Consider the following 21,993-nt stretch of genomic DNA (forward strand, 5'->3'; position numbering starts at 1 on the left):
TATGGTGCCGTCCAATACGCATCAAGCCCCGGAAGGGCACGGTTCTTTCAAATCGTATACCATCGGATTCATCTGCTCGATCATTCTGACACTTATTCCTATCATAATTGTCATGAATGACTGGTTGGATGGAACCTGGAACACCGTTGTGTTGATGATTGCGGCCGTGCTGCAGCTCATGGTTCAGCTCTTATTCTTCATGCACTTACGTGAAGAGAATAAGCCGAGGTACAACCTGATCTCGCTGGTTCTGGGCCTGGTCATTTTGCTGGTCATCGTAGCAGGGTCCATGTGGATCATGCTGTACAACATGGTGGCTGTATGAGGAAGCGCACCGTACTGGGAGATTGGATACAGCTCGTCAAACCGCGCATTATCCAGCTAAATCTGGTTGCAGCATTCGGAGGCTACTGGCTGGCTTCTAAATGGGTCATAGACTGGGGATTGTTATGCTGGATGCTGCTTGGTACAACGCTAACGATGGCATCTTCCTGTATCTTCAATAATATTTGGGATCATAAATTGGACCGCAAAATGGTTCGAACGAACGGCAGGCCTCTTGCCACGGGGCGGATTCAGTTAACCCATGCCTTATGGTGTGCTCTGGTCCTTGGTATCTTAGGAGAATGGATCCTGTTCTTAAACGTGAACCGGATTGCAGGTTGGCTCGGTTTGCTGGGGATGTTCTTTTATATTGTCATATACACGGTGTGGCTTAAACGGAAGTCAACCTGGAGTACCGCTGTCGGTGGCGTATCGGGAGCGGTTCCGCCGGTTATCGGATACTGTGCCAGTACGGGAACGGTAGATATCGGAGCTGTTTTGTTATTCTGCTTGCTGTTTTTGTGGCAGCCCGCGCATTTTTGGTCGCTGGCCATCCGGCGGGTGGAGGAGTACAGAGCGGCTGGTTTTCCTTTACTTCCTGTACGAAAAGGGGTCAGGCGCACCAAGCTGCAGATGATTCCTTATGTAACGCTGCTGCTCCCAACCGTCATTTTACTGTACGTTACCGGTTTTTCCGGTCCCGTATTCCTGACAGTGTCTGTGATCGGTGGCGTTATATGGCTATGGCATACGCTGCGCGGAATGATCGTTTCACTGGATGAACGCTGGGCCAGGACCAATTTTCTGATTTCCGTGAATTATTTGATGATTGTGTTCATTGTTATGATTCTGGATACGCCTGCGATTTAATGAAAAGCATTGCAAAAACGAGGTGAGGCTTATGAGGAGACTAGGGTTATTTGTCCTTTTGGCGTGTGTACTTCTGTTAGTGTCGTGTTCTCCGGCTCCTGCGTCCGATCCAGAGGTTGAAGCATTGATTCAGGTTGATCTGATTTTACCGACCGGCCCGGTGGAGACCTTGCAATCGGTTCCCTTTGAGGCGCGAGTGACGCAAGGTGAAGAACCGGTAGCAGACGCGCAAGAGGTGAGTTTTGAATTCCGGCTGGTCGGTCAGGACGAACATGATTTGATCGACGCTAATCATGTTGAAAACGGCAGTTACCGGATCGATAAGACATTTGAAGCGGAAGGGACCTATGAAGTGACTGCGCATGTTACGGCAAGAGGCATGCATGTGATGCCGAAGAAAGAGATCGTTGTAGGAAATCCGGGGAAAAAGTGAACTTAAGGTTGCCATGATCCGGTAAGAAGGGTGGCAGATGAAGTTGATCCGAAAATATATATGGATTGTTGTCATGCTGGCTATGCTGACGTTGTCTGCATGCAGTGAACGGACCGAGGATGATTCGGTGCTTCGTGCCAGCATCGCCACAACGGAGGATGAAGAGGCGGTTGCGCTGTACAAGAGCCAGTGCCTGTCATGCCATGCCGTCGACTTAAGCGGAAGGGTTGGCCCAAGTCTGAAGGATGTCGGGACGAGGCTATCTGAGGATCAAATCGCGGATATCGTAATGGAGGGTTATCAAGGCATGCCATCATATAAAAAGATTCTGGAGGAGAGCGAGATCAAGTCCATTGCGATGTGGCTTTCGAACATGAAGGAGCAACAGGAGGGGGATACATGAAAAAGATTGTGTTTATAGGCGTAATCATGGTGTTCATGTTGGTGGCAGCCGCATGCGGCAACTCTAAACCAAGTCAGCTGAGCATTCCGATCCAGCCTTTTGAATATATCAACCAAGATGAAGAGCCGATTTCTTTAGCCGATCTGGAAGGCAAGGTATGGATCGCAGACTTTGTGTTCACGCGGTGCATTACGGTATGTCCGACCATGACCGCTAATATGGCCGAGCTGCAGCAGCGGCTGGATGACGCGGGGCTTGAAGCCACGCTGGTATCTTTTTCGGTGGATCCCGAGCGGGATGACCCTGCAGCACTGAAGGGCTATCTGAGTAAATTCGATGCGAATTTCACGAACTGGCATGCGTTAACAGGCTATACGTTTGATGAAATTAAAACGTTTGTGCTGCAATCCTTCAAAGCGCCTATCGCCATGGATACTGCAGCGGATCAGGTCATCCATGGGACGTCCTTCTACTTGGTCGATCCATCAGGTACAGTCGTTGCAAAGTATGATGGTAACACGGATCCTCCATATGACAAGATCCTGAAGGACGTCAAATCGCTGCTGAAGTAGCGGCGAATATCGTGAGGTGGAGTGAGATGAACTTTATCGCTCGTTCAACATGGGTCCGAGGGCTGATTCTGGCAATTCTTCTGGCAGCCGCTGCATATGCACTCTTTCAATCCATGATGAAGGATGGTCAGAGTACAGAGATTGGGCATGCCGCGCCTGGCTTTGAAGCGGTGAATCTTCAGGGTGAGCCGGTCCGGCTCTCCGATTATAAAGGGCAGGCCGTGCTGCTGAACTTCTGGGCGTCCTGGTGCGGTCCCTGCGTGAACGAAATGCCGATTCTGAACGAAGCGTATGCACAGGAGCCAGGTGTTGAGATAATTGCCGTTAATATAGGCGAAAACCGCGAGAAAGCAGAGGCATTCGTTCGGAAGCATCAACTGGATATACCGATCGTGTTGGACCAACAGAATAAAATCAAAGGGAAATACGGCATAAGCGGCCTGCCGGTAACCGTGTTGATCGATGACCAAGGCAACATCGTGGATCGCGTAACCGGTGAGCTGCCGAGCCTTGAATTTATCAGAGAAATGATGGACAGGATTCGATAGGATGGAGCCTGTCGGGATACGAAAAAAGGTTAGCTTCTGGTAAGCTAACCTTTTTCTTGATTCCGGGGAAGGGGGCTGTTCCTGTTCCAGCTGGTTTGCCCTATTGGATCGTGGCGTGCAGAGCTTCAGCGAACCTGGATATTCCGGATGGAATATCCTCGGCCCTGGCACGAGCATAAGTGAATCTCACATAACCTGAAGCTGAACCGTATACGCTGCCCGGTGCAAAAATCACGCCTTTTTGAATGGAGCTTTCCAGCAGCTTGCTGTCATTCACGTCCGGAACGACTTTGCACCAGAGATGCAGGCCGCCCTCGGGCACATGGAAATGGACCAGGCCTTGCAGTTCCTTCTGAAGGGCCTCGATCAGTAAATCCCGCTTGTATAGCAGGCTTGCTCTCAGCCTGTCCAGGTGCGGAGCAAAATGGGAAGAATTGAGGAACTGTCCGGCCAAGCTTTGGGGCACTACGCTCAATCCGAAATCCATCTGCTGCCTGGCGTCCGCAAGCCGCTCCACCACCGAATTAGGGGCGACCATCCAGCCTACGCGGAGACCGGATGCGGCTATTTTCGAGAAAGACCCGATGTACACCACCGACCCGACAGAATCCACGGATTTCAAAGGGGCAGGCGGAGAACATTGATAGGCCGTTAAACTGAAGGGGTCATCCTCCACGATCGGAAGCCCGAGCTCACTTGCCGTATCCAGCAGCTGGGCCCTTCTCTCATGATCCATGACGGTGCCTGTCGGGTTCTGAAAATTCGGATTAATGAAAATCATCTTGATCCGGTGTTTCTTGTACAGGGAGCGGATGTCTTCCGGTTGTACCCCTCGTTCATCGACCGGGAGTCTGAACAATCGCAGACCTGCGGATTGAAACATCGGCAGTGAATAACAATAGGATGGATCTTCGATGGCAACCGCGTCACCAGGTGACAGCAAGCACTGAGTAATGAGATACAGCGATTGCTGGGATCCCGACGTGATCAGGATGGACGATTCGGTAGTATGAATCCCGCGATATTTTTTGAGATACGTAACCAATGCTTGTCTAAGTGGTTCATATCCTTGTGGATTGTCATAACCGAAATAGGACATATTGGGTTTCTGACTCATCAACGTATTCATCTCTTGGATCGGCGCCAAATCCCCGGCGAGCTCCCCGCTGGCAAAATCAATCAAAGAAGGATCATGCGCCAACGCCTCCCGAATCCGGCGGAGAAAAGGGGGATTAGGCAGAAAATTTCCTCCCTCAGCGTAACGGCGCCAGTTCGGCGTATGTTTTGGCGTGGCGCCCCACTTGAAACTGCTGACCCGCGTACCGCTCCCGGAACGGCTCTCTATGATTCCAAGCGCCCGAAGCTCCGAGTAAGCCAGAACCACGGTGCTTCGATTAACTCCGATTTGCTCCGCCAGTTTTCGTTCGGAGGGGAGTAAGCTGCCTGGTGGAAATTCTCCATACGATATTCTTTGCTCCAGATCATCAGCAATTTGCTGATATAGAGGTTGTGTGCTGTTGCGATCCGGCTTCCACACCTTCCTCATCCTTTCATGAACATATTCAGGCTGTTTCTGTCTGTAATGTTAATCATATCATTATGCATAAATGAAGGGTTTTCATAATTTTATCATTACGATGACAAATATCCTGCAATCCGTTGAACATGGATGGTGTATCTGATTGTAAATTGGATGGGTCAACGTAATTCCCCTTACTGGGATGTGGCTGTAATTCGCTTGCGCTTTCGGTTTCTTGACAAAATTTAAAAAGAGGAATAAAGTATGGTTTGACACTAATCGTAATTGTTACGATTAAACAAACGCAAGAATAGGAGGTGCTGACTATGCGAGTGACGGTAACATTGGCATGCACGGAAACCGGCGACCGTAACTATACAACGACTAAAAATAAAAGGAATCACCCGGAGCGAATGGAATTGCGCAAATATTGTCCACGGTTGAAGCGGGTAACGCTTCATCGGGAAACCCGATAGTGAATACGGACCGTAAGCCGGACCTATCATCCGGCTTATTTGACTTCAGGCGAAATGGGATTACACTAAAAGTAGCAGTAGTGCAGCCATGTGAATGAGGGGGATGGATGGGATGAACCAGGAACGACATGATTCCAGCGGTGAGCTGCTCCTGAGCACACATACCCCGGAACAGTGGAAACGGAGAAGACAGGAGCTAAATGAGTGGATCAACAGACCTAAGGTGCGCAAACAGCCCAAACGGACGAGGATATTCGTCAATACCCCTGTCGATGAGCAGTTATACCCGATATTGATTCGGCTGCAGCAGGCCGGATTGGAGACCGAGTTTTCCTGCGCGGGTGTAAGCCCGCTTGATGAACCCGTTGATCATTCCCTGTACGCCTACCTAACTTTTTTCTCGAGTGGTCCTGCGGAGCAGTTCGCTAACATTTTGAAGGAAAACATGAGGCATCGAGCGCTGATTACCTATGAGCCTGCCCGTCACCGCTATGACGTCTCATCGTTCTTTATCGGACATAACCGTTCCTTTTGTCTACTTCTTCAGCACAGTGCGGATCAGTTACTGAAAGATTTAGTCCAGTAGAAAATGGGGATTTTACATAAAATAACATTGCTTTGCCGGCCTAGAGTCCCTTGAGCAGCTTAGCTTCGAACAACCCTATTAGGGGAAATAAGGAGTTGTGATCGAATGACGAAACGGAGAATTGCTTGGAATTCAGGTCAATGGACAACCGAACCGGTATCGATGGCAGAGGAAGGGTTGCATCTGAAGGTTGAGTCCAGAGAAGGCAGTGATTATTGGGAGAAAACCCTGTATGGGTTTCAACGTGACAGCGGTCATTCACTGCTTGCGGCGTGGGATAAGGATGCGGCCATAGAGGTCACCTTTGAATTGGATGCCTTTACGGAGCTATATGATCAGGCCGGGCTTATGCTAATGAATGCTCCGGGACAGTGGATCAAAGCTGGGATCGAAATCAATGACGGAATCCCCCAGCTGGCCACGGTTGTCACCCATGAATATTCGGATTGGTCACTCGCACCCGTGCCGGAGTGGGTTGGCGAGCGTGTCACGATCCGTGCCTCCAGGCTGAATGATGCGGTCATCATTAGGGCGAGAACCGGGAAGCATCCTTGGCGCACCGTTCGCGTGGCACCTTTTCCCGCCCGAACAGCAAGTCAGGCAGGGCCTTTTGTCTGTTCGCCTACCCGCTCCGGTCTGATCGTGACCTTTACGCGTTGGGTGAGCACGCTGCCGGACAGCGACATTCATGTTGACCCGCCGGTGGAAGAGTAAAGGTAGGGCCTAGACTCCTGAGATTAACCAACAGTCATAGAGGTAAAGAGACTTCACCCATCATTTCGTGATCGGTGAGGTCTCTTTTTATATGCAGACCGTTTCTGTATCAATTGCCACAGCGGCCATGCGGCGTGTGGTGGTATATTGAGGCTGGATACACACTAATCTGCCATATATTGATCACGTCCAGCAAAGGGGATAAAACCATATGCCGAGCAAAGAAAGTTTTGCTATAAAGGAACTGCTGACCGCAGAGGGATTCAATCATAAATGGGAAAATGCCGGAACGATTCGGCAATATATCGAAACGCTGCCTCCATATCCTGCACTTTCAGTGGAACAGGAGGGATTTGAAACCCGCTGTTTTGAAAGTGGATCCGGCTTGAGTATGAATTATTATATATCGCATGGTGCGATGGAACAGGGGATTGTTGTTTATTTACACGGTGGAGCTTATATCGAAGAGATTCTACCGCCCCATTTTGCTTTTGCCAAACAGTGGACGAAGCGAACCGGATTCACCGTAATTATACCCAATTACCCTACCGTCCCGGCTATTGATGCGAAGAAGCTGACAGGGCTAATGCGCGAATTTTACAAGTACATCTGCGCCGAGGCGGGGAGTGCTGTATTTCTAATGGGCGATTCGGCCGGTAGTGCGCTGGCTCTCGATATGGCCCAATCGGTAAAAGAAACGCCGCTTGCACCAAAAGGGTTAATCCTCCTCTCGCCATGGGTGGATGCAGCTACGGACAATCCCCAGATTGCTGCGCTCGGTATACCGGAGCGTGACGTCTTTCTGCAGCCGGCCGGGCTCGGTGAGGTTGGAAGGATGTATGCAGGAAGTCTTCCTATGGACGACCCGGCGGTCAGTCCGTTGTTCGGCGAGATGGGAAGCCTTCCCCGCACGGTCATTCTCGTCGGAACCGATGATTCCCTGCTGCCGGACGCTCGTCTGCTGCGCGATAAACTGGTCCGAGAAGGCGTTGATTCCGAGTACTGGGAATACGAGAACATGATGCATGTGTGGCCTCTGTTTCCGATGCCTGAAGCCGTAGAGGCGCTGGAGCGGCTGCATCAATGGGTGGCGTGCGGTGGAGGATAGCCATGATGGAGGATGACGGACGAGCCAATTGGATGGTCACAACTGTCGCGCAATTGGATGGTGTGCATTAGCCGATTGTTCATTATAATGAGGCAGAAATGACAAATGAATGATGATTACTGTTGATCCTGATGCCTCAGGTTCTATAATAGAGTGTATATAATGAATAATCGAATGGGGTTGTTTGTGGTTGGTTATGTATATTATCGTCATCGCGCTGGCATTAATTGGAGGAGTTTCAACGCTTCTAGTAGGATTATCTCAGGAGAATAAGAAGGCAAACCCGAACTATGAGCGAAAAACAAAAACCAATCTTACGAAGCTGCTCATCATTTATCTTGCATCGTTAATTGTGTTTATTGTGATATGGATGATTTTTAGATAACTATAAAGGCCGTTTCCTGGAACAATGACCGGGGAGCGGCCTTTTTTATTCAGATAAAGTACTCGGGGGTGTCCAAATGACCATCTCGTGATAGGTGCTTCTAAAGTTCAAACCGAGTACACACGATGTACACAGCACTTCTCTATACTAGGTCTTGAACTTAGAGACGAAAGGTGTGGAGGACAGATGCTCGGTATGGCGAAATATGGATCGCTTGTCGGTCATACAGGATGAACGTGATTCGCAGTTCATTGTGTTAACATGAGGGTATATGGAAACTTCAGCTTATGACAGATGCGGAGTGTTATGCAATGAAACGGAGTCTATTGTTGGTCGAGGATGACCTGCTGATGCGGGAATTCATAACGGACTATTTCAAAAAGGAACAATGGGAAGTGCATGAAGCGGAGAATGGAAGGATTGCGCTTGAAATTTTCGAGCAGACCTCCATCGATCTGATGGTACTGGATATCATGATGCCGGAAATGGATGGGTGGTCGGTATGCCGACGCATTCGAGAGAAGTCGGACGTGCCGATCATCATGATTACGGCAAGGGCCGAGGACGATGATCACATTATGGGGTTCGAGCTAGGGGCCGATGAATACGTGACAAAGCCGTTAAGCCCAAGAGTACTGGTAGCCCGTGCCGCTGCTTTAATTAAGAGAAAGGAAGGCACGGTTGGACGTGAGGGAGATCGTCTGGTCTACGGCGATTTATACGTGAACAGAACGGCGCATACCGTCTCGGTTGCGGGCAATAAAGTTAATCTGTCCCCGAAGGAGTATGACCTGCTTCTCTTTCTGATCAAGCATTACGGGAAAGTTCTGTCCCGTGATTATATTCTGGATGCGGTCTGGGGTTACGATTATTTGGGCGATCTGCGTACCGTTGACACGCATATCAAAAAGCTAAGAGCCAAGCTCGGGGATGAAGGCCGCTATATAGGCACGGTTATCCGTTCAGGATACAAATTCGAGATGGAATCATGAGAAGAAGCAGCGTTGTTTTTAAATTGTTTATGGTGACGTCTGTTATGATATTGATCGTTTTTTCACTGGTGATGGTAGCGGAAGGACTGTTTTTCGAGCGGTTCTACCGGACTTCCAAGATCCATGCATTAGAGCGGAATATGAATCAATTCGCATTGCAGCTTAAAGAGACAGAGGCGGGAGAAAGACAGACCGCACGGCTGCTCGGTCATTTCATGAATGAGAATGATGCCAGCATCTCGATGCTGAACGAACGGTTTGCGCGCCTGCATATCAATCCATATTTTCTGGAGATGCAGGCAGACGGCAAGACGTTAACGATTCCTCTTCCAATGGAAGGCATGGCCCTGGAGGATATCCCGCAGGGAATCAAGGTGGGGGATATGCTGGTGGTCGATGGAATCTTTATGGACGAGGAAGACACGATTATGCAGCCCGTGGTCTTACAGCAAACAGATTCGGAAACGGAAGAGGGATTGGTGCGGGTCAGAGGGAAGGTCACGGACCTGATGCTTCCGGAGAAGCGGTCGTATAACCCGTTATATCAGGATGCGCTCATTGACGATGCCCTTTTGGATTGGATGCAGGAAGCCGAACAGGATCTTACTCGCTTGCAAAAGGGTTCGCCGGTTCAGATGTCATGGACCGACAAGTGGAGCGGGGTCGATTATGTGGTGCTGGTTCGCTTGCTTTCAGAAGAGGGGCAGAGGGATCGTTATTTGTTTGTCATGACCTCGATGCAGCCGGTCGGGGAAGCCGTTGGAACACTCAAGCGGTATTTTATCTATATAGCGCCGATTATAGTGGTGCTTGTCATCATCCTGTCCTTGATCTATTCCCGAATGGTCTCACGCCCGTTGGTGCAGTTAAACCGTTCGGCGGCACGTCTGGCGAAGCTGGATTTTTCCGCGCAGGCGGAAATCCGTTCCAAGGATGAATTCGGGGAGCTGTCACGCAGCATGATTGCATTGTCGCAGAATCTGGATGAAGCACTGAAGGAGCTTACCCGCGCGAATACCAAACTGCAGGAAGACGTAGAGGAGAAGCTGAGGTCCGAACAGCTCCGCAAAGAGCTGATCGCGAACATTTCCCACGAATTAAAGACCCCGCTGGGGATTGTCAAAGGATTTGCGGAAGGGCTGCAGGATAGCGTGGCGGACGATAAAAGAGAACGGTACCTTGCCTTCATCGTCAATGAAACGGATCGAATGAATGCGCTGATTATGGATATGCTGGAGCTTTCCAAATTCGAAGTGAAGGCTATAAGGCTGCAGCCCCGAAGTTTTTCGCTCACTGATCTTATCCAACAGGCAGCGGATTCGTTTACCCGGCAGTTGGAGGACAAACGTCTGCTGGTTAACATCCATTACGGTCAAGAAGAGGCGATCGTTCAGGCGGATTCCAGACGGGTTGAGCAGGTTGTGCTCAATTTATTGAGCAATGCCATCCGGCATGCCGAGGAAGACAGCGCTGTTACCATTAGGATACTGCGGATGTCTCCCGGAAAGGTTACCACGATGATTGAAAATGCAGGCTCTCCCATTGCAAAAGCGGATATGGGGCGGATATGGGACCAATTCTACCGGGCGGAGCGTTCCCGGGATCGCAAATCGGGAGGTACGGGCCTTGGACTCGCGATTGTCAAACATATTCTGGAGCTTCATGAAAGCGAATATGGCGTTATGAATACAGACCGAGGCGTAGCTTTTTATTTTACTTTGAACGAAAGCAGAGGGGACATTCATGTTCATGAATAACAAAAAAACCATCTATCTTATGTCGGCACTGCTTGTGCTGCTTCTGACCAGCGCGTGCGGCGTAAAACCGGACACGGAGTCTCCGGCGACCCAGACGGGTTCGCCGATTGGAACGGATCAAGGCGGCGAGGTTGGTCCTGAAACGCCGTCTGCTCAAGACGGGACCGATGCTTCAGCGGAGTCCGAATCGGATCAAGAGGGCACGGAAGCGGCCAAAGAGTCGGATAAGGATCAGCAAAGCAACGATACCAAGGATCCGTCCGCCGATGAGGATCAGGTGATCCTCATCGTGATCGATCAGACACCGAAGCCGATTACGGGCAACAGCTTCGATTTTGCGGTAAAGCAAGTTCCGGAGGGGTATTCCCTGAGTGAAATGCAGTGGAAATCGGACACAACCGAGATCAAGAGCACGTGGCAGGAAGCGATTGAACACGGGCAGACCGGAGAGGACGGATTTTATTTCAGCGGCAACGGCCAATTTTCCGGGTTTATCTATCCCGACGAGATGAAGGGCGAGGAAGGCCAGGTGATGTTTCGGTTCATCGATGAACAGGGGCACGAGTTAACTTGGGAGAAAAAATTGACTCTGAAATAGCGTGGAACAAGTAATACAGACAGAAGGGCGGCCGGATGCGGCTGCCTCTTTGTTTTCCAATCGCATAAAGGCATGATCTTCAGCATCGTCCGCTAACATCTTCTATAATAGGAATAGAATCATTCAGTAAGGAGTGAGGTTTTGGAGCTTTTTTTGAGAAAAAACAAATACAGCTTGATTGTATTGGCGCCGTTAATCGGAGGCTGGTTGTTTAATTCATTGATGGTGATGCTGCCCTTTTCTGGTTTTTTGCTCTGGACGGTTAATATAGGGTTCATGCTGTTCTGGTTCTGGGCCGGGCGGCAGTTCGCCCTGCTTCCGCGGCATAACATGTACAGCTTCCTGCTGGGCAACCTGGTCTGGCTGCCATCCTTCCTGCTCTACGTTTGGCAGTTCGTGCTTGTGGACGAAGCCTCCAGAAACATGATGCTCGCCGGTCTGTCCCAATACTATGTGTTATTCATGATTATCATTGGAACCCAGGTCCATTTGATGTATTCTGGAGACATCAGCTCCACGGAGATCGTCATCATCGCTTACGTCCTGATGCTGGTTGTGTTCGCTGCAGGATTTGTATATCAATGTCTGAGAAGAAAACCATAGCATCTCTAATCGAAGGGGAGGTCTTAGGATTACATGGCATTGCGAATTGGAATCATAGGCACAGGCTGGTTTAGCAAAGTACATGCAGATATATTATCCAACATGGACGGAGTACAAGTTGCTGCTTTTGTCGGGACAAGTCAGGAGAAGGCGGCACGAGCGGTGCAGGGCTATGCCTCGGCCAAGGCGTATAGCAACACTGAGCAGATGCTGGATGAAACCAAGCCCGATGCGGTTTATATCTGCGTTCCGCCGTTTGCGCATGGAGAGATCGAATCCCAGCTCGTGCAGAGGGGCATTCCTTTTCTGGTTGAGAAGCCGCTGGGCACTAACCTCGATACGCCAAGGCAGATTCTTCATGGGGTGAAGAAGGCCGGTTTGATTACGTCCGCAGGGTACCATTTCCGTTATACGGATGCAGCCATCAAGGCTGCCGAGCTGCTGGAAGGCAGGAAGATCGGGATGGCGCTTGGCTACTGGATGGGAGACATGCCGCAGGTATACTGGTGGAGACAGCAGGAAGGCTCCGGGGGGCAATTTATCGAGCAAACCACTCATATGGTTGACCTGCTTCGCTGCCTGCTGGGTGAAGTGGATGAAGTGTATGCGGCGTTCGCCTATAGAGCCATGAAGGACATTCATGAGGGGGTAACGGTACACGACGTGGGTACCGCGACGCTGAAATTAAGGAGCGGGGCCGTGGCAACGATCTCCAATACCTGCATGCTGCCGGAATCGGATAAGGTAGGCTTGGCTATCTATACGGAGCAGGGAGTCATTGACATTCAACCCGATAAACTCATTGTCAAAGAAAAAGGAAGATTGACGGATATTCGCAATGCAGCTAATCCTTATCTTCGAGAGAATGAAGCTTTCATCCATGCACTGCGCACAGGCGATGCTTCCGGAATCTTATCGACCTATGAGGATGCCGTCAAAACCATGGAAGTTACCTATGCGGCTTTGCGGTCAGCCGAAACGGGGATACCGGTGAAGGTCGGGGAATGATGAGGCTATCATCCTTATCTCGCAAGAAAAACTTCCATTATATGCGGTCTGTCTGAAAAAGTACGTCGATCGACGTTTTTCATATGTTCGTCAACCAGATTCATAATGAAAGCCATAGGAATGTCCCATAAGATCTTCAGGTCTTAGGGGCGTTCCTTTTTTTCGTTCCAAAAAACGCTCCGTGTACGACTCGTTCCTCCGATGGGGCGCTCTGGGGACAATCCACCAACCAAGGGAATTCTCGAAGGAATATAGGTGTTTCCCTAATAGGAACGAAAGAAGAGGCCACTCATAATTAAGTTATACGAAGGACGGCACATTGATTCCCCAATCATTGTCATTCAAGCAGAAGGAGTTGAACTGTCCTATGAAACGAAAGTCGGGGCTGAAGTTCTTCAAGAGGATGGAAAGCTATTCTGACAATTGGTCCGTTCTGGAGGAGAAAAGCAGGGAATGGGAAGATATGTACCGCAAGCGCTGGTCGCATGACAAAGTGGTACGGACGACGCATGGCGTGAACTGCACAGGCTCCTGCAGTTGGAAGGTTTTCGTCAAGAACGGAATCATCACTTGGGAAAATCAGCAGATTGATTATCCTTCCTGCGGGCCGGATATGCCGGAATTCGAACCGCGCGGATGCCCGCGTGGAGCTTCATTTTCCTGGTATGAATACAGTCCGCTGCGAGTGAAATACCCTTATATGCGCGGCAGGCTATGGCATATGTGGAAAGAGGCCTTAAGCCAACACAGCGATCCGATCGCCGCTTGGGCCAGCATCGTCGAAGATCCGGAGAAATCCGGGTCCTATAAACAAGCACGGGGTAAAGGCGGTCATGTCCGTGTGTCCTGGCAGGAGGCCACGAAGCTGATCTCCGCGCAGCTCATTTATACGATCCGCAAATACGGGCCCGACCGGATTGCCGGGTTTACGCCCATTCCGGCCATGTCGATGATCAGCTATGCATCAGGAGCCAGATTTATTTCCCTGCTTGGTGGAGAAATGCTCAGCTTCTATGACTGGTATGCGGACTTGCCGCCGGCATCTCCACAAATCTGGGGAGAGCAGACGGATGTGCCGGAATCCAGCGATTGGTACAATGCCGGTTACCTTATTATGTGGGGCTCGAACGTGCCGTTAACTCGCACGCCGGATGCTCACTTCATGACAGAAGTTCGATATAAAGGCACCAAGGTCGTGTCGGTCGCGCCGGATTATGCCGAGAACGTCAAATTCGCCGACAACTGGCTGGCTCCGAACCCCGGAACCGATGCCGCAATTGCACAGGCCATGACGCATGTTATCTTAAAAGAATTCTATCATGAGCGTCAGGAACCGATGTTCCTGAATTATGCGAAACAATATACGGATATGCCTTTCCTCATTCTATTGGATGAGTTTGAGGGAGGATACAAGGCGGGACGCTTCCTGCGGGCAAGCGATCTAGGCGATACCACGCAGCATGCCGAGTGGAAGCCGGTGATTATCGACGAGAACACCAATGAAATCACGGTTCCGAACGGCACGATGGGACAGCGCTGGGAGCAGGACAAGAAATGGAACCTGATCCTGGAGCGCGAGGACGGCTCGGTCATTGCGCCGGCGCTGTCCGTGGAGCCTCAGGGTGGGGAGCTACAGACGATTTCCTTCCCGTTCTTCGATAACAACGCCAACGGCACCTTCGAACGCCATATTCCGGCGAAGACCATTCAGCTGGCGGACGGGACGCAGCGTCTGGTGGTAACGGTATACGATCTGATGCTGAGCCAATATGGCATTGGACAGGCAGACAGCGGGCTGGATGCAGACGGATATAAGAATGCCGACTCCTTCTATACCCCGGCCTGGCAGGAAAAAATCACGGGTGTGAAGCCATCCATCGTGGTTCAGATTGCCCGGGAGTTTGCGCAGAATTCGCTGGAAACCGGCGGTCGCTCGATGATCATCATGGGCGCCGGGATTAACCACTGGTTTAACAGTGACACGATCTACCGTTCCATTTTGAATCTGGTCATTCTAACGGCGTCCCAAGGCGTAAACGGCGGTGGCTGGGCGCATTACGTTGGCCAGGAAAAATGCCGCCCGATCGAAGGCTGGTCTACGGTTGCCTTCGCTAAAGACTGGCAGGGACCGCCGCGTCAGCAAAACGCGACATCGTTCTTTTATTTTGCGACCGACCAATGGAAGTACGAAGAAATGGGAGCCGATTCTCTGAAATCGCCAACGGGCGGGGAGATCCGTTACCAGCATCCGGCGGATTACAATGTGCTTGCCGCGAGACTTGGATGGCTTCCATCTTACCCGCAGTTTAACAAAAACAGCCTGAAGTTTGCGGAGGAAGCAGCGCAGCAGGGGAAAACCACCCATGAGGAAATTGTGAAGCATACGCTTGCGCAAATTATCTCTGGAGAGACCCGGTTTGCGGCAGAGGATCCGGGTGCGCCGGAAAATTATCCGCGTTCGCTGTTCGTATGGCGCTCGAATCTGATTTCGAGCTCCGCCAAGGGTCAGGAATATTTCATGAAGCATTTACTGGGCGCTTCGGACAGCCTGCTCTCGACGCCGAATGAAGAGGATAAGCCGGAAGAAATGGTCTGGCGCGAAGAAGTCGAAGGCAAGCTGGATCTGCTTGTTGCCTTGGACTTCCGGATGACATCAACTCCGATGTACGCGGATGTAGTCCTTCCTGCAGCAACCTGGTATGAGAAAACGGACTTATCTTCAACCGATATGCATCCTTTTGTGCATCCGTTTAATCCGGCAGTGGATCCCCTCTGGGAATCCCGGTCGGACTGGGATATATACCGAACGATTGCCGAAGTTTTCTCAGACATGGCGAAGACCCATCTTCCGGGAATATATAAGGACCTGGTCACAACACCGCTCTCTCATGACTCCATAAGCGAGATCGCCCAGCCATATGGTGAAGTGAAGGATTGGCGCAAGGGGGAGATTGAGGCCGTACCTGGCAAAACGATGCCGAATTTGACGGTGGTCGAGCGGGACTATACGAAAATTCACGACAAATATATTACGCTCGGTCCGAACCTGGCTACAGGTAAAGTCGGAGCGCATGGCGTCAGCTTCTCGGTCGCCGAGGAGTATGAAGAGCTGAAGCGTTTGAACGGAACTTATTATGACGACACCATCAAGAATGGCCTGCCCAAACTTCATACGGCACGAAATGCGGCGGACGCCATTTTGAATCTGTCTTCGGCCACGAATGGCAGGGTATCGCAGCGAGCCTGGGAATCGGCGGAGCAAGACACCGGCGTGCAGCTGAAAGACATTTCCGCGGACCGCGCCGCAGAGCGCATCACGTTCCAGAGCATCACGGCCCAGCCGCGGGAAGTCATTCCGACGCCGGTATTCAGCGGATCGAACAAAATGGGCAGAAGATACTCCCCGTTCACAACGAATATTGAACGGCTTGTGCCGTTCCGTACGCTGACCGGCAGACAGCATTTTTATATCGATCACGAAATTTTCCTGCAGTTTGGAGAGGCGCTGCCGGTGTATAAACCGACGCTTCCGCCAATGGTGTTCGGACCGCGCGACAAGCAGATTACCGGGGGAAAGGATACACTCGTGCTCCGATATCTGACGCCGCATGGCAAATGGAACATTCACAGCACCTATCAGGATAATCTGCACATGCTGACGCTGTTCCGCGGAGGACCGACAGTATGGATTAACAACGATGACGCAGCGGCTCACGACATTCAGGACAACGATTGGCTGGAAGTATACAACCGCAACGGCGTCGTCACCGCCCGCGCCGTCGTCAGTCACCGGATGCCGAAAGGCACGATGTACATGTATCACGCGCAGGATAAACACATCAACGTGCCGGGCTCGGAAATTACGAAGGATCGCGGCGGCAGCCACAACGCGCCGACGAGAATCCATGTGAAGCCGACCCAGATGGTTGGGGGCTATGCACAGCTCAGCTATGGATTTAACTACTACGGACCGATCGGCAACCAGCGGGATGTGTACGTGGCTGTCCGCAAAATGAAAGAGGTGGATTGGCTTGAAGATTAAGGCACAAGTCGCCATGGTCATGAATCTGGATAAATGCATTGGCTGCCATACGTGCAGCGTCACCTGCAAGAGCACCTGGACGAACCGTCCGGGTGCGGAATATATGTGGTTCAACAACGTGGAAACGAAGCCGGGCGTAGGCTATCCGATCCGCTGGGAAGACCAGGAGAAATACAAGGGAGGCTGGACGCTGAAAAAGGGGAAGCTGCAGCTGAAATCCGGCAGCAAGCTGTCCAAAATCGCGCTCGGCAAAATCTTTTACAATCCGGATATGCCGGAAATGAAAGATTACTATGAGCCGTGGACTTATAACTATGAGCATCTAACGAATGCCGGAGAGAAGAAGCATCAGCCGGTGGCCCGTCCGAAATCGGCGGTAACCGGCGAGACGATGAATCTGGAATGGGGTCCGAACTGGGAAGATGATCTGGCAGGAGCCCATGTGACCGGCCCGAAGGATCCAAATATCGAAAAGATCGAGGAAGAAATCAAGTTCAACTTTGAGCAGGCATTCATGATGTATCTGCCCCGACTGTGCGAGCATTGCCTGAATCCGAGCTGCGTAGCGTCCTGTCCTTCAGGTGCCATGTACAAGCGGGATGAAGACGGCATCGTACTGGTAGACCAGGAAGCCTGCCGCGGCTGGCGGTACTGCATGACGGGCTGTCCGTACAAAAAGGTGTATTTCAACTGGAAAACAAATAAAGCCGAGAAATGCACCTTCTGTTTTCCGAGAATTGAAGCCGGGCTGCCTACGGTATGCTCCGAAACCTGTACAGGACGTATCCGATACTTGGGCGTGCTGCTGTACGATGCCGACAAGGTACAGGAGGCAGCCTCCACGCCGGATGAGAAGGATCTCTATCAGGCCCAGTGCGATCTGTTCCTGGATCCGCATGATCCGGCAGTGATCGAGCAGGCGCGCAAGGACGGATTAACCGAAGAATGGATCGAAGCTGCCCAAAACTCGCCCGTATATAAACTGGCCATTGAGTACAAGCTGGCCTTTCCGCTCCATCCGGAGTATCGGACGCTGCCAATGGTTTGGTACGTACCACCGCTCAGTCCGATCATGAACTATTTTGAAGGCAGGAATTCGATCGAGAATCCGGACATGATTTTCCCGGCGATCGAGGAGATGCGTACACCGATTCAGTATCTCGCGAATCTGCTCACGGCAGGGGACACGGTTACGGTGAAAGATGCCCTGCAAAAAATGGCGATGATGCGTTCTTATATGCGCGCGCAATCGTCGGGGACTGAGTTTGATGAGACACGGCTAGAACGGGTTGGGTTGACCGCCCATCAAATGACGCAGATGTATCGGCTGCTCGCTATCGCTAAATACGATGACCGGTTTGTGGTCCCGACTTCGCATAAAGAAAGCCATATGGATGTTTACCGTTCACAGGGCTCCGAAGGCTTTAGCGCAAGCTGCGGCGGCTGCGGTCCGGAAGGACTGCAGGGCAAAACAGGCAAAGAGCTGTACGAAGAAAACTTCTACGGGGGGATCTGGCGTGATTAATCTCGGAATGCTGCATGATTATAAACATGTTTTCGGTTTTTTCGCTCAGCAGCTCACGTATCCGGAAAAGCTGGATTTCCATCCGTCGGTCATGGAGGAGTCGCTTGGCTCCTCAGACCCGGCCTATGAATCAGTCAGAATGTACTGGACGGCCATGCATGAATACAGCATGGAAGAGATTGAAGAGCTGTATGTCCAGACCTTCGACTTTCAGGCGAAATCTACATTGTACATGACCTTTTATAAATTTGAGGATGGCCGGGAACGTGGCCAGATGCTCGCCAAACTTAAAGAGACGTATGAGATGTTTGGCCTGGGCATCGAGGGCTCGGAATTATCGGATTATCTTCCGCTGATGTGCGAGTTCATATATGCGGCGAATTGGCAGGGTCGCGAGAAGGAAGTGGCAGCGAGCCTGGATTTGATGATGGCTGTAATGGAAGACGGCACCTATCATCTGCTAAAAGCTTTGGAGAAGTATAAGAGTCCGTATCTTTATCTCATTCAAGGTCTGCGTGAGACGTTCAAAGCATGTTTCAATCAGGAGGCGGCAGATCATGAGCATGGTTAATCAGTTTCTGTGGGTCATCTTTCCTTATATCTGCCTTGCTGTGTTTATTGTCGGTCATATTTACCGTTACCGTACAGACCAATTCAACTGGACGGCAAAATCCAGCGAGTTTATCGAGAAGAAACATCTCAAGCTGGGCAGTCTCATGTTTCATTTAGGCATCATACCGGTTATCGGGGGTCACGTCGCAGGCTTGGCCATCCCTCAATCCTGGATGGAGTCGCTGGGCATCAGTGATCATATGTACCACATCGGGGCGGTGTATATCGGAAGCGCATTTGGCTTTCTAACCCTGGCAGGTATGGTATTGTTAACAGCCAGGCGGTTCACCATTCGAAATGTGCGAAAACTGAGCAGCGCTTCCGATATGATGGTTAATGTCCTCCTGCTGTTTATCGTATTTATGGGGATGTACAGCACGCTGGTTACGAATGCGGTACAGCCGGAATTCAATTATCGGGAGTCGGTCTCCGTGTGGTTCCGTGGATTGTTTATGCTCCGTCCGGATGCTTCGTTGATGTTGAATGTGCCGCTATCGTTTAAAATTCACATTTTGGCCGGATTTGGCATTTTTGGCTTATGGCCGTTTACCCGATTGGTGCATGTGTGGAGTGTTCCGTTGAATTATGTGGGTAGAAGATATATCCTGTATAGAAAGCACCGTAAATTTGAATCGTAGAGCGGAAGAAGGCTTTTTGGCCTTCTTTTCTACGTCAGAGGAGTAATGGAAATGAAGAATCAGCCGATCTTTAACTACCAAAGTGAAATGGATAAGCTTCGTGCCCGGTTTCAATTCGATTTCGTGTCCATGGCATTGGTGCAGCCGGCTGAAGACCGATTTGTATTAACCTGGCAGTATGCCTCGGGAAATATAAACGAGAGGTATAAGCGCATCGTTTTACATTCCGGCAAAGGCATCGCCGGCATGGTGTTTAAGACAGGAAAGCCGATGCTGATTCAAAACGTGAATGCTGATATTGAATCAAGGGACTTGTATAATTATCCGATTATCGTTGCCGAGCAGTTGAAGAGCCTTGGCGCAGTACCCCTGTGGGAAGGCTCTCGCGTCAAGGGGGTTTTGCTTGTTGGATATCGCAAGGAAAACGTGCTGGATCCAAAGTCCTTTGAGTCGTTTCAGGAAGGAATAGGAACGGAATTTGGTGCTTTTTATGCCAAGGAGGTATCACAGCCTTGATTCAGATGACGGATGAGCATTTAAGCGAATTGCTTAGAAACATGTATCATAATAGCATGGAAGCTATTTTTTTTATTGATGAAAAGGGCAGCGTGGTGGCTATGAATCCGGCCGCAGAGGACATTCTTGACATTGAAGTGATCGAGAGGATGCAGTCTGGTACGGATGGCTCCTTCTGCCAAACCTGCAAAGGGTACACCGATGATCAGGATCTCATAACCTGCTCCACATGCTATCTGGATTATCCGGATGGCGAGTTTTCGTCGTTCCAAGTCTATCTTAAGACACGCGGCGAAGGAATCGTTCCCTATGCGGCCAGTTACCATATCATCGATGAAGCTCGCGGCATCCGGGTGATGATGCTCCTCGATCTGACGAAGCAGCAGAAGACGCAGGAAATGCTGCAGCGGACGAATATGCTGAAATATGTCATCAAGGCACAGGAGGACGAGCGCAAGCGGATATCCCGCGAACTGCATGATAGCGTGGCTCAAGAGCTATTGAGTTCACTGGTCGACCTGCGTGTCGTTAAATATATGAATGTAGGCGAGGATGTGCTACAAAAGCTGCACCAGACCGAGGTGTCTTTAACCAGGCTTCTGGATGATATCCGTCATTTATCCGTTGAACTCAGGCCGGCTTCATTAGATGATTTGGGGCTTGAGGCTGCCTTCCGCTCCCATTTTAAATGGATCGGGAAGAATTATGGTATGCTGGTTGAATTCTCTGCCGAGTTAGCGGCAGCCCGCTATGGCAGCGAGATTGAAACGGTTGTGTACCGGGTTTGCCAGGAAGCGGTGCTGAATGCCATGAAATATTCAGGAACGGATGAGGTGCATGTACGATTATGCGAAGTGAATGGCTATCTTCAGTTAACCGTCCGGGACCTTGGAGTCGGGTTTAACAAAGTCATAGATGAAGCTAAGGGAACCGGACTGGGACTGTATGGGATGCGGGAACGCGCAGAGCTCGTTGGTGGTCAGTTTATTTTGCTATCCGCTCCCGGTGAGGGTACAACGATTCAGCTTAACATTCCGCTTACGAATGGTGACGACAAGCCGGAGGTGATGATTACATGAAAATTGTGATTGCGGATGATCATGCCGTGGTCCGCAGCGGATTTTCCATGATTCTGAATTACCAGGAAGATATGGAGGTCGTCGCGACGGCGGCAGACGGTATGGAGGCTTACACCATGGTGGCGAAGCACCGGCCGAATGTGCTGTTGATGGATTTAAGCATGCCTCCCGGCGAAAGCGGACTGATTGCAACCGGCAAGATCAGCAGTGAATTTCCGGAAACGAAAATTCTGATTCTAACCATGTATGATGATGACGATTACCTGTTTCATGTTTTAAAAAACGGTGCCTCAGGTTACGTACTGAAAAATGCGCCGGATGATGAATTAATCTCCGCCATCCGCATGGTGCATAAGGGAGGGACCTATATCCATCCCCAGATGGCTACTTCCCTGGTTCGGGAGTTTATTAAGAAAGATAGCGAGAGCGCGGACCAAGATCCGTTTAACAGTCTGTCCAAACGGGAGATTGAGATCCTGCCCCTGATCGCCAAGGGTTATGGCAATAAGGAGATTGCGGAAAAACTTTTTGTATCGGTCAAGACGGTGGAAGCGCACAAGGCCAAAATTATGGACAAGCTGAATTTGAAAAGCCGCCCGGAGTTAGTGGAATATGCATTGAAGAAAAAATTGCTGGATTTTTAGTCCTTACGTATATAAAAGGGCGCAATAAAGGGTTGTTGCTT

General features: G+C 50.6%; 23 protein-coding genes. 22 read left to right on the plus strand and 1 reads right to left on the minus strand.

The features are described from left to right. The first annotated feature begins 1 nt into the window (after position 1). From cyoD to CRG97_RS10205, 6 genes are read left to right on the plus strand one after another with little or no spacing between them, the layout of a single operon-like run. Positions 2 to 325, plus strand: a complete 324-nt coding sequence (gene cyoD / locus CRG97_RS10180; protein ID WP_098742852.1) for a cytochrome o ubiquinol oxidase subunit IV — start codon at positions 2 to 4, stop codon at positions 323 to 325. After that, positions 322 to 1,194, plus strand: coding sequence for a heme o synthase (gene cyoE, locus CRG97_RS10185; RefSeq protein WP_098742853.1), 873 nt, complete (start codon positions 322 to 324; stop codon positions 1,192 to 1,194). The genes cyoD and cyoE overlap by 4 nt, the downstream gene beginning before the upstream one ends. 31 nt (positions 1,195 to 1,225) lie before the next feature. After that, entirely contained in the window at positions 1,226 to 1,627 is a 402-nt protein-coding gene (locus tag CRG97_RS10190) for a FixH family protein (protein ID WP_098742854.1), read from the plus strand. Between the two features lie 37 nt (positions 1,628 to 1,664). Then, entirely contained in the window at positions 1,665 to 2,030 is a 366-nt protein-coding gene (locus CRG97_RS10195) for a c-type cytochrome (protein ID WP_237566349.1), read from the plus strand. Beyond that, a complete protein-coding gene (locus tag CRG97_RS10200) occupies positions 2,027 to 2,602 on the plus strand; it encodes an SCO family protein (RefSeq protein ID WP_098742855.1) in 576 nt (191 codons plus the stop codon). The genes CRG97_RS10195 and CRG97_RS10200 overlap by 4 nt, the downstream gene beginning before the upstream one ends. A 26-nt stretch (positions 2,603 to 2,628) precedes the next feature. Beyond that, positions 2,629 to 3,150, plus strand: coding sequence for a TlpA family protein disulfide reductase (locus CRG97_RS10205; RefSeq protein ID WP_098742856.1), 522 nt, complete (start codon positions 2,629 to 2,631; stop codon positions 3,148 to 3,150). A 100-nt stretch (positions 3,151 to 3,250) separates the two neighbouring features. On the opposite strand, the gene pdxR is transcribed toward CRG97_RS10205, so the two are convergent. Then, a complete protein-coding gene (gene pdxR, locus CRG97_RS10210; RefSeq protein ID WP_098742857.1) occupies positions 3,251 to 4,687 on the minus strand; it encodes a MocR-like pyridoxine biosynthesis transcription factor PdxR in 1,437 nt (478 codons plus the stop codon). Between the two features lie 308 nt (positions 4,688 to 4,995). On the opposite strand from pdxR, the gene rpmG reads away from it, so the two are divergent. The 16 genes from rpmG to CRG97_RS10295 all read left to right on the plus strand — a co-directional run bounded on the left by rpmG (position 4,996) and on the right by CRG97_RS10295 (position 21,952). After that, positions 4,996 to 5,145 carry a 50S ribosomal protein L33 gene (gene rpmG, locus CRG97_RS10215; RefSeq protein ID WP_098742858.1) on the plus strand — a complete coding sequence of 50 codons (150 nt, stop codon included), beginning with the start codon at positions 4,996 to 4,998 and terminating at the stop codon, positions 5,143 to 5,145. Positions 5,146 to 5,257: 112 nt separating this feature from the next. After that, positions 5,258 to 5,731: a hypothetical protein gene (locus CRG97_RS10220; RefSeq protein ID WP_098742859.1), complete on the plus strand. Its 474-nt coding sequence runs from the start codon at positions 5,258 to 5,260 to the stop codon at positions 5,729 to 5,731. Positions 5,732 to 5,836: 105 nt separating this feature from the next. Beyond that, a complete protein-coding gene (locus tag CRG97_RS10225) occupies positions 5,837 to 6,445 on the plus strand; it encodes a DUF1349 domain-containing protein (RefSeq protein ID WP_098742860.1) in 609 nt (202 codons plus the stop codon). Between the two features lie 211 nt (positions 6,446 to 6,656). Next, on the plus strand, positions 6,657 to 7,553 hold the full coding sequence (locus CRG97_RS10230; RefSeq protein ID WP_098742861.1) for an alpha/beta hydrolase fold domain-containing protein: 897 nt from the start codon (positions 6,657 to 6,659) through the stop codon (positions 7,551 to 7,553). Positions 7,554 to 8,249: 696 nt separating this feature from the next. Then, a complete protein-coding gene (locus tag CRG97_RS10240) occupies positions 8,250 to 8,930 on the plus strand; it encodes a response regulator transcription factor (RefSeq protein WP_098742862.1) in 681 nt (226 codons plus the stop codon). Between the two features lie 44 nt (positions 8,931 to 8,974). Then, positions 8,975 to 10,687: a sensor histidine kinase gene (locus CRG97_RS10245; RefSeq protein ID WP_237566350.1), complete on the plus strand. Its 1,713-nt coding sequence runs from the start codon at positions 8,975 to 8,977 to the stop codon at positions 10,685 to 10,687. Further along, positions 10,680 to 11,285 carry a hypothetical protein gene (locus tag CRG97_RS10250; RefSeq protein ID WP_098743103.1) on the plus strand — a complete coding sequence of 202 codons (606 nt, stop codon included), beginning with the start codon at positions 10,680 to 10,682 and terminating at the stop codon, positions 11,283 to 11,285. Before CRG97_RS10245 ends, CRG97_RS10250 begins: the two co-directional genes overlap by 8 nt. Before the next feature lie 153 nt (positions 11,286 to 11,438). After that, complete coding sequence (locus tag CRG97_RS10255; protein WP_153047486.1) at positions 11,439 to 11,888, plus strand: hypothetical protein; 450 nt, start codon at positions 11,439 to 11,441, stop codon at positions 11,886 to 11,888. A 33-nt stretch (positions 11,889 to 11,921) separates the two neighbouring features. Further along, positions 11,922 to 12,896: a Gfo/Idh/MocA family protein gene (locus tag CRG97_RS10260; RefSeq protein WP_098742865.1), complete on the plus strand. Its 975-nt coding sequence runs from the start codon at positions 11,922 to 11,924 to the stop codon at positions 12,894 to 12,896. 367 nt (positions 12,897 to 13,263) lie between these two features. After that, the gene (locus CRG97_RS10265; RefSeq protein ID WP_098742866.1) at positions 13,264 to 16,938 is read left to right on the plus strand and encodes a nitrate reductase subunit alpha; all 3,675 of its coding nucleotides are present in this window, start codon (positions 13,264 to 13,266) and stop codon (positions 16,936 to 16,938) included. After that, positions 16,928 to 18,463, plus strand: a complete 1,536-nt coding sequence (narH, locus tag CRG97_RS10270; RefSeq protein WP_098742867.1) for a nitrate reductase subunit beta — start codon at positions 16,928 to 16,930, stop codon at positions 18,461 to 18,463. The genes CRG97_RS10265 and narH overlap by 11 nt, the downstream gene beginning before the upstream one ends. After that, positions 18,456 to 19,034 (plus strand): nitrate reductase molybdenum cofactor assembly chaperone, encoded by a 579-nt coding sequence (gene narJ, locus CRG97_RS10275; RefSeq protein WP_098742868.1) that lies wholly within the window; start codon positions 18,456 to 18,458, stop codon positions 19,032 to 19,034. Before narH ends, narJ begins: the two co-directional genes overlap by 8 nt. Beyond that, positions 19,021 to 19,713 (plus strand): respiratory nitrate reductase subunit gamma, encoded by a 693-nt coding sequence (gene narI, locus CRG97_RS10280; RefSeq protein ID WP_098742869.1) that lies wholly within the window; start codon positions 19,021 to 19,023, stop codon positions 19,711 to 19,713. Before narJ ends, narI begins: the two co-directional genes overlap by 14 nt. A gap of 51 nt (positions 19,714 to 19,764) precedes the next feature. Further along, positions 19,765 to 20,229: a GAF domain-containing protein gene (locus CRG97_RS10285; protein ID WP_098742870.1), complete on the plus strand. Its 465-nt coding sequence runs from the start codon at positions 19,765 to 19,767 to the stop codon at positions 20,227 to 20,229. Then, on the plus strand, positions 20,226 to 21,308 hold the full coding sequence (locus CRG97_RS10290) for a sensor histidine kinase (RefSeq protein WP_098742871.1): 1,083 nt from the start codon (positions 20,226 to 20,228) through the stop codon (positions 21,306 to 21,308). The genes CRG97_RS10285 and CRG97_RS10290 overlap by 4 nt, the downstream gene beginning before the upstream one ends. Further along, positions 21,305 to 21,952, plus strand: coding sequence for a response regulator transcription factor (locus CRG97_RS10295; RefSeq protein WP_098742872.1), 648 nt, complete (start codon positions 21,305 to 21,307; stop codon positions 21,950 to 21,952). The genes CRG97_RS10290 and CRG97_RS10295 overlap by 4 nt, the downstream gene beginning before the upstream one ends. Positions 21,953 to 21,993 lie beyond the last annotated feature (41 nt).

It is taken from the genome of Paenibacillus sp. EZ-K15 (assembly GCF_002573715.1).
GTDB lineage: Bacteria > Bacillota > Bacilli > Paenibacillales > Paenibacillaceae > Paenibacillus_AQ.

Bases quoted from the DNA above. Each gene is read 5' to 3' on its own strand.
- rpmG (WP_098742858.1), top strand. From the start codon at position 4,996: ATGCGAGTGACGGTAACATTGGCATGCACGGAAACCGGCGACCGTAAC.
- CRG97_RS10285 (WP_098742870.1), top strand. From the start codon at position 19,765: ATGAAGAATCAGCCGATCTTTAACTACCAAAGTGAAATGGATAAGCTT.
- CRG97_RS10225 (WP_098742860.1), top strand. From the start codon at position 5,837: ATGACGAAACGGAGAATTGCTTGGAATTCAGGTCAATGGACAACCGAA.
- cyoE (WP_098742853.1), top strand. From the start codon at position 322: ATGAGGAAGCGCACCGTACTGGGAGATTGGATACAGCTCGTCAAACCG.
- CRG97_RS10265 (WP_098742866.1), top strand. From the start codon at position 13,264: ATGAAACGAAAGTCGGGGCTGAAGTTCTTCAAGAGGATGGAAAGCTAT.
- CRG97_RS10205 (WP_098742856.1), top strand. From the start codon at position 2,629: ATGAACTTTATCGCTCGTTCAACATGGGTCCGAGGGCTGATTCTGGCA.
- CRG97_RS10250 (WP_098743103.1), top strand. From the start codon at position 10,680: ATGAATAACAAAAAAACCATCTATCTTATGTCGGCACTGCTTGTGCTG.
- CRG97_RS10240 (WP_098742862.1), top strand. From the start codon at position 8,250: ATGAAACGGAGTCTATTGTTGGTCGAGGATGACCTGCTGATGCGGGAA.
- narI (WP_098742869.1), top strand. From the start codon at position 19,021: ATGAGCATGGTTAATCAGTTTCTGTGGGTCATCTTTCCTTATATCTGC.
- CRG97_RS10260 (WP_098742865.1), top strand. From the start codon at position 11,922: ATGGCATTGCGAATTGGAATCATAGGCACAGGCTGGTTTAGCAAAGTA.
- CRG97_RS10200 (WP_098742855.1), top strand. From the start codon at position 2,027: ATGAAAAAGATTGTGTTTATAGGCGTAATCATGGTGTTCATGTTGGTG.
- CRG97_RS10195 (WP_237566349.1), top strand. From the start codon at position 1,665: ATGAAGTTGATCCGAAAATATATATGGATTGTTGTCATGCTGGCTATG.
- CRG97_RS10295 (WP_098742872.1), top strand. From the start codon at position 21,305: ATGAAAATTGTGATTGCGGATGATCATGCCGTGGTCCGCAGCGGATTT.
- CRG97_RS10220 (WP_098742859.1), top strand. From the start codon at position 5,258: ATGAACCAGGAACGACATGATTCCAGCGGTGAGCTGCTCCTGAGCACA.
- CRG97_RS10190 (WP_098742854.1), top strand. From the start codon at position 1,226: ATGAGGAGACTAGGGTTATTTGTCCTTTTGGCGTGTGTACTTCTGTTA.
- CRG97_RS10230 (WP_098742861.1), top strand. From the start codon at position 6,657: ATGCCGAGCAAAGAAAGTTTTGCTATAAAGGAACTGCTGACCGCAGAG.
- cyoD (WP_098742852.1), top strand. From the start codon at position 2: ATGGTGCCGTCCAATACGCATCAAGCCCCGGAAGGGCACGGTTCTTTC.
- CRG97_RS10245 (WP_237566350.1), top strand. From the start codon at position 8,975: ATGATATTGATCGTTTTTTCACTGGTGATGGTAGCGGAAGGACTGTTT.